This window comes from Bifidobacterium parmae (genome assembly GCF_002860365.1).
Taxonomy (GTDB): domain Bacteria; phylum Actinomycetota; class Actinomycetes; order Actinomycetales; family Bifidobacteriaceae; genus Bifidobacterium; species Bifidobacterium parmae.
Genome location: NZ_NMWT01000010.1, coordinates 107,533 through 123,550, shown reverse-complemented (window position 1 = coordinate 123,550; position 16,018 = coordinate 107,533). Strand labels below are relative to the sequence as shown.

9 protein-coding genes, 1 pseudogene and 1 riboswitch are annotated in these 16,018 nt (G+C 68.1%); of the genes and pseudogenes, 4 read left to right on the top strand and 6 right to left on the bottom strand.

Annotated features, from left to right (window positions below):
- Positions 1–50: 50 nt before the first annotated feature.
- Together dusB and Uis4E_RS04835 are read right to left on the bottom strand one after the other, a co-directional pair.
- Positions 51–1,286, bottom strand: coding sequence for a tRNA dihydrouridine synthase DusB (gene dusB, locus Uis4E_RS04840; protein ID WP_101622091.1), 1,236 nt, complete (start codon positions 1,284–1,286; stop codon positions 51–53).
- A 170-nt stretch (positions 1,287–1,456) separates the two neighbouring features.
- Entirely contained in the window at positions 1,457–2,932 is a 1,476-nt protein-coding gene (locus Uis4E_RS04835; protein WP_101622090.1) for a glycine--tRNA ligase, read from the bottom strand.
- Between the two features lie 182 nt (positions 2,933–3,114).
- Positions 3,115–3,220, top strand: a riboswitch (TPP riboswitch).
- Here Uis4E_RS04835 and thiM point away from each other — a divergent pair.
- Complete coding sequence (thiM, locus tag Uis4E_RS04830; protein ID WP_101622089.1) at positions 3,213–4,103, top strand: hydroxyethylthiazole kinase; 891 nt, start codon at positions 3,213–3,215, stop codon at positions 4,101–4,103. (Overlaps the previous riboswitch by 8 nt.)
- Before the next feature lie 184 nt (positions 4,104–4,287).
- Positions 4,288–7,029 carry a phosphomethylpyrimidine synthase ThiC gene (gene thiC / locus Uis4E_RS04825; protein WP_101622088.1) on the top strand — a complete coding sequence of 914 codons (2,742 nt, stop codon included), beginning with the start codon at positions 4,288–4,290 and terminating at the stop codon, positions 7,027–7,029.
- Positions 7,030–7,653: 624 nt separating this feature from the next.
- Here thiC and Uis4E_RS04820 read toward each other — a convergent pair.
- A complete protein-coding gene (locus Uis4E_RS04820) occupies positions 7,654–8,862 on the bottom strand; it encodes an AAA family ATPase (protein ID WP_101622125.1) in 1,209 nt (402 codons plus the stop codon).
- Positions 8,863–9,029: 167 nt separating this feature from the next.
- On the opposite strand from Uis4E_RS04820, the gene thiD reads away from it, so the two are divergent.
- A complete protein-coding gene (gene thiD, locus Uis4E_RS04815) occupies positions 9,030–9,836 on the top strand; it encodes a bifunctional hydroxymethylpyrimidine kinase/phosphomethylpyrimidine kinase (protein WP_101622087.1) in 807 nt (268 codons plus the stop codon).
- Between the two features lie 79 nt (positions 9,837–9,915).
- Positions 9,916–10,350 (top strand): thiamine-binding protein, encoded by a 435-nt coding sequence (locus tag Uis4E_RS04810; protein ID WP_423734912.1) that lies wholly within the window; start codon positions 9,916–9,918, stop codon positions 10,348–10,350.
- A gap of 411 nt (positions 10,351–10,761) precedes the next feature.
- Here the strand turns inward: Uis4E_RS04810 and gmk are convergent, their stop codons facing one another.
- The 3 genes and pseudogenes from gmk to carB form a co-directional block, all read right to left on the bottom strand.
- On the bottom strand, positions 10,762–11,346 hold the full coding sequence (gmk, locus tag Uis4E_RS12190; protein ID WP_133125395.1) for a guanylate kinase: 585 nt from the start codon (positions 11,344–11,346) through the stop codon (positions 10,762–10,764).
- Between the two features lie 321 nt (positions 11,347–11,667).
- Positions 11,668–12,516: pseudogene (gene pyrF / locus Uis4E_RS11665) on the bottom strand (orotidine-5'-phosphate decarboxylase); the annotation flags it as partial.
- Between the two features lie 118 nt (positions 12,517–12,634).
- Positions 12,635–16,018 carry a carbamoyl-phosphate synthase large subunit gene (gene carB, locus Uis4E_RS04800; protein ID WP_101622086.1) on the bottom strand — a complete coding sequence of 1,128 codons (3,384 nt, stop codon included), beginning with the start codon at positions 16,016–16,018 and terminating at the stop codon, positions 12,635–12,637.

The following is a 16,018-nucleotide window of genomic DNA, read 5'->3' as shown; positions in this document are numbered from 1 at the left end:
GCGTATTTTACGGCGATGACGACGTTTTCACCACACGCCGTTCCCCGACGTCAGTAGCTGGCGTCCATCGGGTCGTCGCCGAAGAGCGTCTCGCGCTCCTCATGGCTGGTCGTGCGCGACTCGAGCCAGCCGTACGGCAGATGCACCTTCTTGGCGAACCGCACGCGCCCGCGCGGCTTGTCCACCACGCGTTCGGGGAACGTGACGGCCGGGTCGAGGCGCGCGATCTCGCGGTCCACGTCGGCCAGCGACTCGCATTCCATGAACGCCTTGCGCGTGGAGCCGCCCACCGGGAACCCCTTGAGGTACCAGGCGATGTGCTTGCGCAGGTCGTGCACGGCCATGCGCTCGTCGCCGTCGTAGAACTCGACGAGCAGGCCCGCGTGGCGGCGGATCACGCGGCACACCTCCCCGAGCGTCGGGTTGAACCGTTCGTCCGACCCCTCGAAGGCGTGTCTGATGTCGGCGAACAGCCACGGGCGGCCCTGGCAGCCGCGGCCGATGGCCACGCCGTCGCATCCGGTCTCGCGGATCATGGCGAGCGCGTCGTCCGCGCCCCAGATGTCGCCGTTGCCGAACACGGGGATGTCGAGCCTCTCCTTGAGCTCGCCGATGCGGCTCCAGTCGGAGTGCCCGCCGTAGTATTCGGCGGTGGTGCGCGCGTGCAGCGTGACGGCCGCGCACCCCTCCTCCTGCGCGATATGGCCGGCTTCGAGGAAGGTCTCGTGGTCGTGGTCGATGCCGACGCGGATCTTCGCGGTGACCGGGATGCCGGCCTCGCCGCACACCTTGACGACGCGGCGGATCAGGTCCGTGTAGATGTCGGTCTTCCACGGCAGCGCCGAGCCGCCGCCGCGACGCGTCACCTTGGGCACCGGGCAGCCGAAGTTGAGGTCGACGTGGTCGGCCATGTGCTCGTCGACGACGATGCGGGCCGCCTGTTCGACGATGGCCGGGTTCACGCCGTACAGCTGCAGCGAGCGCACGCGTTCGGAGGGCGCGAACCGGCACAGGCGCAGGGCCTTCGGGTTGCGGGCGACGAGTGCGCGGGCGGTGATCATCTCCGCCACGTACAGGCCGTCAGGCCCGTACTCCTCGCAGATCACGCGGAACGGCCAGTTGGTCACGCCGGCCATCGGCGAGAGCACGACGGGCGTCGGCACGTCGATGTTCCCGATCCTGACCGGCGCGATGGCCGGGGCGGGTTCGCCGGCCGCGCGGCGCGGCGCGTCCGTGCGCGGGTCGAGATCGTCCGTCTCATGCGGCGCGTTGATGATGGTTTCCATGTCACCTCTCGCTCCCGCTGGCGGGAGCCGTCGAGCCATAGGCGAGACTGAGGGTGGTCATCGGGAACGACGAACCACCCTCAGTCCGGCTTGCGCCGGCCGGCTCCCGCCAGCGGGAGCCACTCACCTGTATCGCGGTGTTATCCTCCGTATCGCGAACCGGCACGCGGTCAGTACAGACCGCCGGCCTCGTTGATCTTCACGGAGTCCGGCCAGGCCTCGCCGCCCATGGCGACCGGCTTCATCGGCACGCGGGTGCGGTGCTCGCCGATGCGGGCGTCCACGTATTCGGCGACCTTGTCCAGCGAGACGCGCTCCTGGTTCATCGTGTCGCGGTCGCGGATCGTCACGGCGTGGTCGTCGAGCGTGTCGAAGTCGACGGTGATGCACAGCGGGGTGCCGATCTCGTCCTCGCGGCGGTAGCGGCGGCCGATGGCGCCGGACTCGTCGTAGTCGATCATCCACTCGTGCTGGCGCAGGTCGGCGGCCAGGTCCTGGGCGACGGACTGCAGCTGCGGCTTCTTGCTCAGCGGCAGCACGGCGGCCTTGACCGGGGCGAGGCGCGGGTCGAGGCGCAGGACGGTGCGCTTGTCGACGCCGCCCTTGGTGTTCGGCGCCTCGTCCACGTCGTAGGCGTCGACGAGGAAGCACATGAGGGAGCGGGTCAGGCCGGCGGCCGGCTCGATGACGTACGGGACGTACTTCTCGCCGGTGGCCTGGTTGAAGTAGCTCAGGTCCTCGCCGGAGTGCTTGGCGTGCGCGGAGAGGTCGAAGTCGGTGCGGTTGGCCACGCCCTCGAGCTCGCCCCAGTCGGAGCCCTGGAAGCCGAACTTGTACTCGATGTCGACGGTGCGCTTCGAGTAGTGGGCCAGCTTGTCCTTCGGGTGCTCGTAGTGGCGCAGGTTCTCCGGCTTGACGCCGAGGTCCAGGTACCACTGGGTGCGGGCGTCGATCCAGTACTGGTGCCATTCCTCGTCGGTGCCGGGCTCGACGAAGAACTCCATCTCCATCTGCTCGAACTCGCGGGTGCGGAAGATGAAGTTGCCGGGCGTGATCTCGTTGCGGAAGGACTTGCCCATGTTGGCGATGCCGAACGGCGGCTTGGAGCGCGAGGAGGTCATCACGTTCTTGAAGTCGACGAAGATGCCCTGCGCGGTCTCCGGGCGCAGGTAGTGCAGGCTGTTCTCGTCCTCGACCGGGCCGAGGTGCGTGCGCAGCATCATGTTGAAGTCGCGCGGCTCGGTCCACTTGCCGCGGGTGCCGCAGTCGGGGCAGACGATGTCGGCCATGCCGTTCTCCGGCAGCTTGTCGCCGTGCTTCTCGGCGTAGGACTCCTGCAGCTTGTCGGCGCGGTTGCGCTTGTGGCAGTTCAGGCACTCGACCAGCGGGTCGTTGAACACGGCGACGTGGCCGGAGGCGACCCACACCGGGGTCGGCAGGATGATGGAGGTGTCGACGCCGACGACGTCGGGACGGGTGACGACCATCGAACGCCACCACTCGCGCTTGATATTGTCCTTCAGCGCGACGCCGAGCGGGCCGTAGTCCCAGGCGGAACGGGTACCGCCGTAGATCTCGCCGGCGGGGAACACGAATCCGCGACGCTTCGCGAGGGACACGACTTCATCAAGTTTGGACTGAGCCACAATGCACCTTCTGGTTTGAACGGTTTGGGGTCTTACAACCCGTTCAGACTACCTGCATACGCCGACCGGCGGAAGGGGACGCCGTGATTACCACGCGGCGGCGCGACACGCAAGAGGCGCGGCGCGCTGGAACGCGTCTTCGTCACAGATTGTCCATATAGCCGCATAGCGTCGAATCCGATAACGCAATGCAGGGGAACCCGCCGCCGGCGGGTTGAGATGGGCGCGACGCCCGACCCTTTGAACCTGTTGGTTAAGACCAGCGTAGGGAGCAGTGAATATGAGCGAATCATCGCAGACCATCGCAGCGGACCGCGACGACGCGGACGTCGACGCGCTGAGGGCACGCATCAGGCAGGCCGCCGAGGCGGTGCGCGAGCGCACGCCGATGGCGCAGTCGTTCACGAACTTCGTGACCATCAACCTCGTCGCCAACGCGCAGCTCGCCGCCGGCGGCGCCGCAGCGATGAGCTTCCTGCCGGACGACGTAGTCGACACCGCGTCGATGTCCGGCGCCGACTACATCAACGTGGGCACGCTGCTGCCCTTCTACAAGGACGCGCTGCCGAAGATCGCGCGCGCCTTCCGCAAGACCGGGCACCAGTGGGTGCTCGACCCGGTGGCCGCCGGCATCGGCTCGACGCGCACCGAGATCCTGCGCGCCTTCCGCGCCGCCCCGCCGACCATCGTGCGCGGCAACGCCTCCGAGATCATCGCCCTGGCGACGATGTGGGGCCTCATCTCCCCCGACGACGCGACCCGTCCGGCCGGCGTCGAATCCGTCGACGAGGTCGAGGCCGCCGTCGAACCGGCGAAGGCCCTCGCCCGCTTCCTCGCCGCATCCGCGCCGGAAGGCGAGGCGGCCGTCGCCGTCTCCGGCGAGGCCGATCTCGTCACCGACGGCGCGACCGTCTACCGTCTTCCCGGCGGCAGCCCGATGATGGCGAAGATCACCGGCGCCGGATGCTCGCTCGGCGGCGTGACCGCCGTCTACCTCGCCGTCACGGACCCGCTGACCGCCGCGCTCGCCGCGACGGCGCTCTACGACCGCGCCGGCGAAGCCGCCGACAAGGTCTCGAACGGGCCCGGATCGTTCCAGGTCGCCTTCCTCGACGCCCTCTGGAACACCACCCCCGACCAGATCGCCGCCAGCGAGATCCTCACCGTATAGCCGCCCCCGCCGGCGGGGGCTGTCGGCGACGGCCGACTGGAGGTGGCCGACGGACCGACGCACCGACCACCCTCCGCCGCTACGCGGCACCTCCCGCCGGCGGGAGGAACACAGGACTTGTCTCCTCCCATCCGGGAGGAGACCACAGGACTTCCACCAACCAACCAAAAAGGAACAGGAACACATGAGCAACGAATACCCCTACGCGTCCATGCGCGATTCGTTCGACCTCTCCGCGTACTTCGTGGTCGGGCCGGACGACTGCAAGGGCCGCCCGCTGACCGACGTGGTCGACCAGGCCCTGCACGGCGGCGCGACGTTCATCCAGCTGCGCGCCAAGGGCGCGGATGCCTCCGAACTGACCGAGATGGCCCGCGACGTGGCGCAGATCATCGAGGACAACGCCAAGTCCGATTCGGTCGCGTTCGTGATCGACGACCGCGCGGACGTCGTCTGGCAGGCCCGCCGCAAGGGCATCAAGGTGGACGGCGTGCACATCGGCCAGACCGACATGGAGCCGCGCGAGGCCCGCGCCCTGCTCGGCGACGAGGCGATCGTGGGCCTGTCCGCCGAGACCGAGTCGCTGGTCCGTCTCATCAACGAGCTGCCCGACGGCTGCATCGACTACATCGGCGCCGGCCCGCTGCACGTCTCCTCCACCAAGCCCGAGGCCTCGGTCGGCGGCAACGACGGCTCCGGCAAGACCCTGGACGCGGCCCAGATCAATACGATCTGCGCCGCCAGCGAGTTCCCGGTCGTGGTCGGCGGCGGCGTGACCGCGGCCGACATGGCCATGCTCGCCGGCACGAAGGCCGCCGGCTGGTTCGCGGTCTCCGCGATCGCGGGAGCCGAGAACCCCGAGGAGGCCACCCGCGAGATGGTCGAAGGCTGGAAGGCCGTGCGCGGCGACAAGCGCCACGGCTACGCCCCGCGCATCGTGACCCACACGCCGGCCGCCGACACGCAGGCCGCGCAGGAGGGCGCCGCCAAGCCGGGCGCCGAGGCCACCGAGAAGAAGTTCACGAACGCGAAGGAGGCGAAGGAGGCGCAGAAGCTCGCCAAGCAGCAGCGCGTCGACATCGCCGCCCGCGGCTCCAAGCAGCGCGACAAGGCGCACATCCGCAAGACGAAGACCGTCCACTTCGACTACCAGTACGGCTCCTACGACCTCGAGGTGCCGTACACCGAGATCAAGCTCTCCGACACGCCCGGCGTCGGCCCGAACCCGCCGTTCCACGACTACAACACCGAAGGCCCGAAGTGCGATCCGAAGGAGGGCCTGAAGCCCCTGCGCCTCGACTGGATCCGCGACCGCGGCGACATCGAGGACTACGAGGGCCGCGCCCGCAACCTCCAGGACGACGGCAAGCGCGCCATCAAGCGCGGCCGCGCCACGAAGGAATGGCGTGGACGCACGCACCAGCCGATGCGCGCCAAGGACCATCCGGTCACGCAGATGTGGTACGCCCGCCACGGCATCATCACCCCGGAGATGCAGTACGTCGCGACCCGCGAGAACTGCGACGTGGAGCTCGTGCGCTCCGAGCTGGCCGCCGGCCGCGCCGTCATGCCGTGCAACATCAACCACCCGGAGGCCGAGCCGATGATCATCGGCTCCCGCTTCCTCACCAAGCTCAACGCGAACATGGGCAACTCGGCCGTGACCTCGTCCATCGACGAGGAGGTGGAGAAGCTCACGTGGGCCACCAAGTGGGGCGCCGATACCGTGATGGACCTGTCCACCGGCAACGACATCCACACCACCCGCGAGTGGATTCTGCGCAACTCCCCCGTCCCGATCGGCACCGTGCCGATGTACCAGGCGCTGGAGAAGGTCGAGGACGACGCCTCGAAGCTCAGCTGGGAGCTGTTCCGCGACACCGTGATCGAACAGTGCGAGCAGGGCGTCGACTACATGACGATCCACGCCGGCGTGCTGCTGCGCTACGTGCCGCTCACCGCGAACCGCGTCACCGGCATCGTCTCCCGCGGCGGCTCGATCATGGCCGACTGGTGCCTGCGCCACCATCAGGAGAGCTTCCTGTACACGCACTTCGACGAGCTGTGCGACATCTTCGCCAAGTACGACGTGGCGTTCTCGCTCGGCGACGGCCTGCGCCCCGGCTCCCTCGCGGACGCCAACGACGCGGCGCAGCTCTCGGAGCTGATGACGCTGGGCGAGCTCACCGAGCGCGCCTGGGCGAAGGACGTCCAGGTCATGATCGAGGGCCCGGGCCACGTGCCGTTCGACACGGTGCGCATGAACATCGAGCTGGAGAAGGCCGTGTGCAAGGGCGCCCCGTTCTACACCCTCGGACCGCTCACCACCGACACCGCCCCCGGCTACGACCACATCACCTCCGCGATCGGCGCCACCGAGATCGGCCGCTACGGCACCGCCATGCTGTGCTACGTGACCCCGAAGGAGCACCTGGGCCTGCCGAACAAGGACGACGTCAAGCAGGGCGTGATCGCCTACAAGATCGCCGCCCACGCGGCCGACATCGCCAAGCACCACCCGCACGCGCAGGACCGTGACGACGCGATCTCGAAGGCCCGCTTCGAGTTCCGCTGGCTCGACCAGTTCAACCTCTCCTACGATCCGGACACCGCGATCGCGTTCCACGACGACACGCTGCCCGCCGAGCCGGCCAAGATGGCGCACTTCTGCTCGATGTGCGGCCCGAAGTTCTGCTCAATGGCCATCTCGCAGAACATCCGCAAGGCGTTCGGCGGCGCGGCAGCCCAGGAGCAGATCGTGAAGGACTCGCTCGCCGGCGTGGCCGCCGACGCGCAGCCGGCCGCGGCCGACGGCGTCGTCTCCGCCAACGTGCTGAGCCCCGAGGAGATCCGCGCCGGCCTCGACGCGATGAGCGAGAAGTACACCGCCCAGGGCGGCAAGCTCTACTCCACCGCCACCGAGTGATCCGAAGGAAGGCCACGACCAAGTCGTGGCCTTCCTTTTTCGCTCCGTCGCGAAAGCATCACAGTCAAACCGTGATGTTTCGGGCCGCCGGCGGTTCCGGTGGAACAACCTCGCAAGCGATGCCCTTATTATCCCTCGCCCCCGCTGGCGGGGGCTGTCATGCGCAAGCATGACTGGGGGTGGTCGTCCGATTCCCCATCAGGCGACCACCCCCAGTCGACTGCGTCGACAGCCCCCGCCGGCGGGGGCATGGCATTTCTCGGCCGGGCAGCATCTTGTTTATCCGTCGGTTCCATGCCATAGCTGGCATGCAAACGCTGCTGTGGGAATGGTTCGCGTCGTTTCCGTGCCATAGCTGGCATAAGACCGACGCTGCAAGGCGGCTTGCCGTCGGATCCACGCCAAGCATGGCACGAACCCGACGCTGTAGGTGGCTTTTTCATCGTCACCGTGCCATAGCTGGCATGGAACCGACGCAACGGGGCCGCTCAATGTCGTCATCGTGCCAAGCATGGCACGATGACGACGCTTCAGGCCGGCTGCCGGCCGAAGCCCCGGCCTCACCGATCAGTCGAGCAATCGCAGCGGTTCGGATGCCATGTCGCTCCCCCCATCCCGCTTCTCCTAGCCCCGGTGCGCGCGCAGTTCGGGGCGGCGTTCGACGCGTTCGAACGCGGTCGTGAGGTCGCTCGCGCGGATCGCGGCGCGGCGGTCCTTGGCGGCGACGAGCGCCGCCTCCGTCCAGATCGCGCACACTTCGGCGCCGCTCCAGCCTTCGGTGCGTCGTGCGATGTCCGCGAGCGGCAGCTCCCCTTCGGTCGCGAGCGCCCGCTCCTGCACTTCGAGGATCGCGAGACGGTCATGCTCGCCCGGCATCGGGAACGGGATCTGCCAGTCGAACCGGCCGGGGCGCAGCAGCGCCGGGTCCACGTCCTCGATGCGGTTCGTGGCGGCGACGACCACCACGTTGCCCTTGGACGCGAAACCGTCCATGAGCGTCAGGAGCTGCGCGACGAGACGCTTGCCGACGCCGTTCGTGTCGGTGTCGCGCGAGGATGCGATCGAATCGATCTCGTCGAAGAAGATGATGGCGCGCTGGTCAGCCTGAGCGGCCGCGAAGATCATGCGCAGCGTCTCCTCGCTGTCGCCCACGTATTTGCTCACGATGGTCGGACCGGAGACGAGGTAGAACTGCGCGTCGGCCACGTTGGCGATGATGCGCGCCAGATGCGTCTTGCCGGTGCCGGGCGCGCCGGTGAAGATCACGCCCTTGATCGGCTTCGCGCCGATGGCGCGCATCTGCACGCTGTTGCCGAGCTGCGTCTCGATGAGCTCCTTGGCGCGCGTGACGACCTGCTCGTAGCCGCCGAACGACGCGAACGTGAGGTCCGGGTCGGCGCTCGGCGTGATCCGGTACTGTTTGATGTCGTCGTCATGGTCGCTTTCGCCGGGGCGGATGGCCGTCGGCCACAGCACGCGTTCGATGCCGAACAGGTCGGTGAACTCGACCGTGTTGCCGGGCATGATGTCCACCGGATAGTCGCCTTCGAGGAGTTCCAGCCCGTCCGAGGTCTCCAGGACGACCGCGTCCTCCAGAGCGCGGCGTACGACGCCGACGCGGGGCTTGACCGGCCAGACGGAGGCGGGCACCTTCGTGTAGAAGCCGTCGCCGACGAGCAGCACGTCGCCCACGTCGAACACCTCCTGCCGCGGGAACGTGAGCTGCGTGCTCCGCCCGTTCGGCATCGTCGCGTAATAGGCGACGCGCCCCTCGTCGAATCCGGTGATGCGCGCCAGCACGCCGTCGCGGCGCAACACGTCGTCGGACATGATTCCCCTCTCCCACTGCTCGGTTCCGGCCCTCATCCAGGCCCGTTCCATCACACCACACAACCGCCCCGGAAGCAAGGGAAATCCGAGAGAAGCCGGACGGGAAACCAACGGCGGGTCGACGGCGGAAACAGGTGAAAAACACGTCTCCCGCGACTAAGCTGAACCGTATGTCAACACATGCAACCACGCTTCCCCCCGTGCTCGCGATCTCCGGTTCGGATTCGTCCGGCGGCGCGGGCATGCAGGCGGACCTCAAGACCATGCTCGCCAACGGCGTGTTCGGCATGAGCGCGATCACCGCACTCACCGCGCAGAACACGACCGGCGTGCGTTCCATCCAGGATACGGAGCCGACGATCCTCGCCGACCAGATCGACGCCGTGTTCGAGGACATCCCGCCGCTGGCCGTCAAGATCGGCATGGTGTCCGCGACCGGCATCATCGACGTGATCGCCGACCGGCTCACGTTCCATCACGCGGCGAACGTCGTGCTCGACCCGGTCATGGTCGCCACGTCCGGCGCGAAGCTCATCAGCGACGACGCGATCGCCGCGCTCACGTCGAAGCTGTTCCCGCTCGCCACGGTCATCACGCCGAACATCCCCGAGGCGCAGGAGCTCACCGGCATGGCGATCGTCGACGCCGATTCGATGGAGGAGGCGGCGCGCGCGCTCGTCTCGCGCTACGGCTGCGCGGCGCTCGTCAAGGGCGGCCACCACACGAACGACGCGAACGACGTGCTCGCCGAGACCGACGGCACGGTCACGTGGTTCGAGGGTTCGCGCGTCGACAATCCGAACACGCACGGCACCGGCTGCACGCTGAGCTCGGCGATCGCGTCGAATCTCGCGAAGGGCGAGACGCTGCCCGACGCGATCCGGCACGCGAAGGAGTATCTGACCGGCGCATTGAACGCGATGCTCGACCTGGGCCACGGTTCCGGTCCGATGGACCACGCGTGGCAGTGGCGGTAAGAGAGAAAGAGAGATGACGATGACGCAGAACGATGACGCGGTCATGCCCGTCGCGGCGGACGCGACAGGCATGGGGGACGTGCCACGCGCGACGGATGCGGCGAACGCACCTGACGCGGCGCTCGCCACGGCGACCGACCGTTTCGCCGTGAAACAGGAGGTCCCGATTGACCCGAAGACCGGCAAACCGTATCTCAACACGGTGGCCGCGATCCAGGTGTCGGTGACGGGCGCGGGCGCCGAGGTCTCCCCCTACGTCTCGCAGGCGATCGAGGTGATCCGCGATTCGGGCCTGCCGCAGGAGACGAACGCGCTGTTCACGGACGTGGAGGGCGATCTCGACGACGTGCTGCACGTGGCCGGGGAGGCCGCGAAGAAACTCGCGGAGCAGGGATACCGCACGAGTCTCGTGCTCCACATGGACATCCGCCCCGGCTTCACCGGCCAGCTCACCGAAAAGCCGAAGCTCGCCGACCAGCTCATCGCCGACCGCAAGGCCGCCGCAGCTCAGTAGTATCCGCCCCGCCAGCGGAAATCCCGCAAGACCGCCAGCAGGCACGCCCCGCCGGCGGATTCCCCAGCGAGACGGTCAGCAAGCACGCCCCGCCGGCGGAAATCCCGCAAAGCCGGCACCAACCAAACCCGCCCCCGCCGGCGGGGGCTCCCGGCGAAACCAGCACCCATCAAGCCCCGCCCCCGCTGGCGGGGGCTCCCGGCGAAGCCGGGTGGGGGTGGTCCTCACGAATCCCGCGCCCAAGACCACCCTCCGGCGCTACGCGCCACCTCCCGCCAGCGGGAGGAACACCCGACTCACCACCGGCGAGACCGATATCCCGACGGCGAACATAGGCGAACATAAACGTGAGGCTCCCTCTGACGAGGGAGCCTCACGTATTACAGGCCGTACCGGGATGCGCGGGAAGGCTCACGCCTCCTTGCCGTACTCCTTGGCGATGAGCGACCAGAGCTGGTCGGCGGCCTCTTCGACGTTCTCATTGACGATGGTCACGTCGAATTCGCCTTCGGCGGCGAGCTCCACCTTCGCGGTTTCGAGGCGCCTCTTGCGCTGCTCCTCGGTTTCAGTGCCGCGGCCGGTGAGGCGGCGCACCAGCTCGTCGAAGCTCGGCGGGGCGATGAACACGGTCACCACTTCGAGTCCGAGCTCCTTGGCCTTCTCCTTGACGCGGCGCGCGCCCTGCAGGTCGATTTCGAGGATCGTCGGCGTACCGACGGCCATGTGGTCCTCAAGCGGCTTCAGCGGCGTGCCGTAGTGGGCCATGCCGTGCACGAGCGCGGTCTCCAGGAACTCCCCCGCCTTCTCCTTGGCGGCGAACTCCTCCTCGCTCATGAACCAGTAGTTGACGCCGTTCACCTCGCCCGGGCGAGGGTCGCGCGTCGTGGCGGAAACGGACACCCAGATCTCCGGGTGCTTCTTGCGCAGCGCGATCTCGACGGTGCCCTTGCCGACGCCGGCGGGGCCGGTGAGCACGAGCAGCCGGCCGCCGCGCAGCGCATCCTCGTCCGCGTCCGTCTTGACCGGGGTCTCCGGCTGCGTGCCGGCGTTTTCGGTGGAAGCGGTTTCGGAGGCAACGGTGTCGGCGGTCTTGTCGGCCTGCGCCGCGGCGTCGTTCCCGACGTTCGTGGCGGCGGTTGCGGCGGTCTTGTCGGTGTCGGTCACGGTGATGGTCTCCCTCGGCGCGTCCGTCGCGCCGGTCGTCTCGGTTGTTGCGGTCGCGGCGTCCGGAGCGACGGCGGACTCGCCGGCGGCACCCGCCGGCGCCGCCGTCCCGGCCGTCGCCGCGGCTTCCGGCGCGTCGTGACGTTCCGGCTCCTGCGGCCGTTCGCCCACGCGCGTCGCCTCCATGAGCGCCTGCCGCACGTCGAGCGAGATCGCCTCGGTGGCTTCGCTCAACGCGGCGATGTCCGGTCCGTGGGAGGCGATGAAACGGGACACGGTGACGAGCACGTTGCCCTTCGTCCCCTTGAACACGGTGCGCAGATCCTTCGCGTCGGCGCCCTGCCAGCCGTATCCGGGCGAGAGGATCGGTCCGGTGAACTGGGCCGGGTCGACGCCGGTCTCGTTGATCCACTGGCCGATGGTCGCGCCGATGACGAGGCCGACGGAGCCCATGCCGTCCACGTTGCGGTTGTTCTTCTGCGCGGTGGCGGCGATGCCGTACGCCACCGTCTTGCCTTCGTAGTCGCCGACCTGGCGGATGGCGCTCTGCAGGCTCTTGCCTTCCTCGTTGGAGGTGAGGGATGCGATGAACACGCCGCGCCCGTTGTCGAGCGCGTCGTCGATGAGGCCCTGCAGCGATCGCGCGCCGTAGTACGGCAGCAGCGTGATCGCGTCGGCCCTCAGCGGCGCGCCCGGCTTGAAGTAGGCGTCGGCGATGGCGGAGATCGTCGTGGAGAGTCCGCCGTGCAGGCAGTCGACGATCGTGATGATGCCCATCTGGCGTGCCGCGTACAGCACGCGTTCCAGCGCGGCGAATCCCTTCGAGCCGTAGCGCTCGAACATCGGCGACTGGAACTTGACGGCGGCGGCGCGTCCGTTCGCGGCCTGCAGCATGCGCATGGCGAACATCTCCGCGCCGTCGGCGTCGACGTTGTAGCCCCAATCGGTCAGGAGTTTCCGGTGTGGGTCGATGCCCACGCACAACGGACCGTACTTGTCCATCGAATTGCGCAGACGCAGACCGAAGTCCGAACGCCTGGCGAGCCGTTCCTTGTCCTGTTCCTCAATGGGGCTGTCACTCATCGCGATCCCTTCCTTCGTGCGAGAGGAAATCCGTTGATCAGAAATCCTTGCTTTCCAACGCGAACAGCTGCTTGGAGTGCTCCTGGATGCTCATGATCTGGTAGTCGTTGCGCTTGACCGCTTCGATGGCCAGCAGCACCGCGGAGAACTCGGTGATGGTCGTGAACTGCGGCAGGTCGGCGGCGATGGCGGCGGCTCGGATGGAGTAGCCGTCGGAGCGCGACCCGCGCGAGTTCGGCGTGTTGAGGATCATGTCGATCGCGCCGTCCTCGATGAGTTCGACGACGTTCTTGCCGATCGAGCCTTCGGCGTGCACGACCTTCACCGGCGCCTCCGGATCGGAGTCCACGCGGGTGGAGATCTTGTCGACGATCTTCGAGTCGATGCCGTAGCGGCGCAGCACGGAGGCGGTGCCCTCGGTCGCCCAGATCGTGAAGCCGAGCTCGACGAGACGCACAGCCATGAGCGGCAGCTGGCGCTTGTCGGTGTCGTTCACGGAGATGAACACGTTGCCGTGGGTGGGCAGACCACCCTCATAGGCGGCGAGCTGGCTCTTGGCGAACGCGTGCGGGAAGTCGCGGTCGAAGCCCATGACCTCACCGGTGGAGCGCATCTCCGGTCCGAGCAGAATGTCGACGGTCTTGCCGACGGGCGTGCGGAAGCGCTTGAACGGCAGCACGGACTCCTTGACCGCCACCTGCTGGCCGCGGTGCATGACGCCGCCGTCGCCCTTGGGCAGCAGCAGGCCGTTGGCGCGCTGGTCGGCGATGGTCTCCCCCGCCATGATGCGCGCGGCGGCCTTGGCCAGCGCCACGCCGGTCGCCTTGGAGGCGAACGGCACGGTGCGGGAGGCGCGCGGGTTGGCTTCGATCACGTACAGCGTGTTCGCCATGAACGCGTACTGCACGTTGATCAGGCCCTTGACGTTGCAGCCCTTGGCGATGGCGTAGGTGCCTTCCCTGAGGCGACGGATCTGGTCGTCGGACAGCGTGGACGGCGGCAGGGTGCAGGCGGCGTCGCCGGAGTGCACGCCGGCCTCCTCGATGTGCTCCATGATGCCGCCGATGTACAGCTCCTCGCCGTCGAACAGCGCGTCGACGTCGATCTCGATGGCGTCCTGGAGGAACTTGTCGATGAGCAGCGGGGAGGGCAGGCGGCCGGAGACGACCGTGTCGGCCTGGGCTTCGGCGAGGGCGCGGTTCACGTACTTCTCGAGCTGCGCGTTGTCGTAGACGATCTCCATGCCGCGGCCGCCGAGCACGTAGCTCGGGCGCACGAGCACCGGGTAGCCGATCGAGTGGGCGGCCTCCTGGGCCTCCTCCAGGCTCAGCGCGGTGCCGTAGCGCGGCGCGTTCATCTTCGCCTTCTTGAGCACCTCGCCGAACAGCTCGCGGTTCTCCGCGAGGTCGATGGCCTCCGGGGTGGTGCCGAGGATCGGCACGCCGGCGGCCTTGAGGCGCGCGGCGAGCGACAGCGGCGTCTGGCCGCCGAGCTGCACGATGACGCCCTTGACGGGGCCCATCTTCTTCTCGGCCTCGTAGATCTCGAGCACGTCCTCGAAGGTGAGCGGCTCGAAGTAGAGGCGGTCGGAGATGTCGTAGTCGGTGGAGACGGTCTCCGGGTTGCAGTTGACCATGATCGTGTCATAGTCCTTGCCGAGCTCCTGCACCGCGTGCACGCAGGTGTAGTCGAACTCGATGCCCTGGCCGATGCGGTTCGGGCCGGAGCCGAGGATGATCACGGCCTCGCGCTCGCGCGGCTTGACCTCGGTCTCGTCCGCGTAGCAGGAGTAGTAGTACGGCGTGGCCGCGTCGAACTCGGCGGCGCAGGTGTCGACCGTCTTGTACACGGGCTTGAGGCCGTAGGTCCAGCGCAGCTCGCGGATCGTGTTCTCGCCCTCGTCGCCGAGGTTCCTCAGGTGCGCGATCTGCAGGTCGGACAGGCCGGCGAGCTTGGCGCGGCGCAGGAGCTTGCGCGTCAGCGTCTCGGCCTCGCGCACCGCCTGGGCGGTCTCGTTGATGAGCGTCAGTTGCTTGAGGAACCACGGGTCGATCTTGGTGGCTTCGAACAGCTGCTCGATGGTGGCGCCGCCCCAGATGGCGCGCATGAGCTCGAGGTAGCGGTTCTCGGTGGGCGTGTGGATCGCCTTGAGCAGTTCGGCGACCTCGTCGGCCGTCGGCTTCGGGCCGTCCCAGTTGAAGCCCATGTGGCGCTTGTCGATGGAGCGCATCGCCTTGCCGAGGGACTCCTGGAAGTTGCCGGCCAGTGCCATGGCCTCGCCGACGGACTTCATCGACGTGGTGAGCGTCGGGTCGGCGCCCGGGAACTTCTCGAACGCGAAGCGCGGCACCTTGGTGACCACGTAGTCGATGGTCGGCTCGAAGGAGGCCGGCGTGGACTGGGTGATGTCGTTGCGGATCTCGTCGAGCGTGTAGCCGAGGGCCAGCTTGGTCGCGATCTTCGCGATCGGGAAGCCGGTGGCCTTCGAGGCGAGCGCGGAGGAGCGGGAGACGCGCGGGTTCATCTCGATGACGATGATGCGGCCGGTCTCGGGGTGGATGGCGAACTGGATGTTGCAGCCGCCGGTGTCGACGCCCACGCCGCGGATGATGGCGATGCCGATGTCGCGCAGCTTCTGGTATTCGCGGTCGGTGAGGGTGAAGCACGGGGCCACGGTGATGGAGTCGCCGGTGTGCACGCCGACCGGGTCGACGTTCTCGATCGGGCAGACGACCACGACGTTGTCGTTGCGGTCGCGCATGAGCTCGAGCTCGAATTCCTTCCAGCCTTCGATGCCCTCCTCGATGAGCACCTCGTCGGTCGGCGAGTAGTGGATGCCGGCGCCGGCGATGCGGTGCAGCTCCTCCTCGTCGTGCGCGATGCCGGAGCCGAGGCCGCCCATCGTGAAGCTCGGGCGGACGACCAGCGGGTAGCCGAACTCGTCGGCGATGCGGTCCACTTCGGCGAGCGTGTGGGCGATGCGGGAGCGCGCGGATTCGGCGCCCGCCTCGTCGACGACCTTCTTGAACAGCTCGCGGTCCTCGCCGCGGTCGATGGCGTCGAGGGACGCGCCGATCAGCTCGACATTGTACTTCTTGAGCACGCCGGCCTCGCCGAGCGCCATCGCGGCGTTGAGCGCGGTCTGGCCGCCGAGGGTCGGCAGCAGCGCGTCGGGGCGTTCCTTGGCGATGATCTGTTCGAGGATCGGCGTGGCGATCGGCTCGATGTAGGTGGCGTCGGCCATCTCGGGGTCGGTCATGATGGTGGCCGGGTTCGAGTTGACGAGGATGACGCGGATGCCTTCCTCCTTGAGGACGCGGCATGCCTGGGTGCCCGAGTAATCGAACTCCGCGGCCTGACCGATCACGATCGGGCCGGAGCCGATGACCATCACGGATTTGATGTCGGTGCGCTTCGGCAT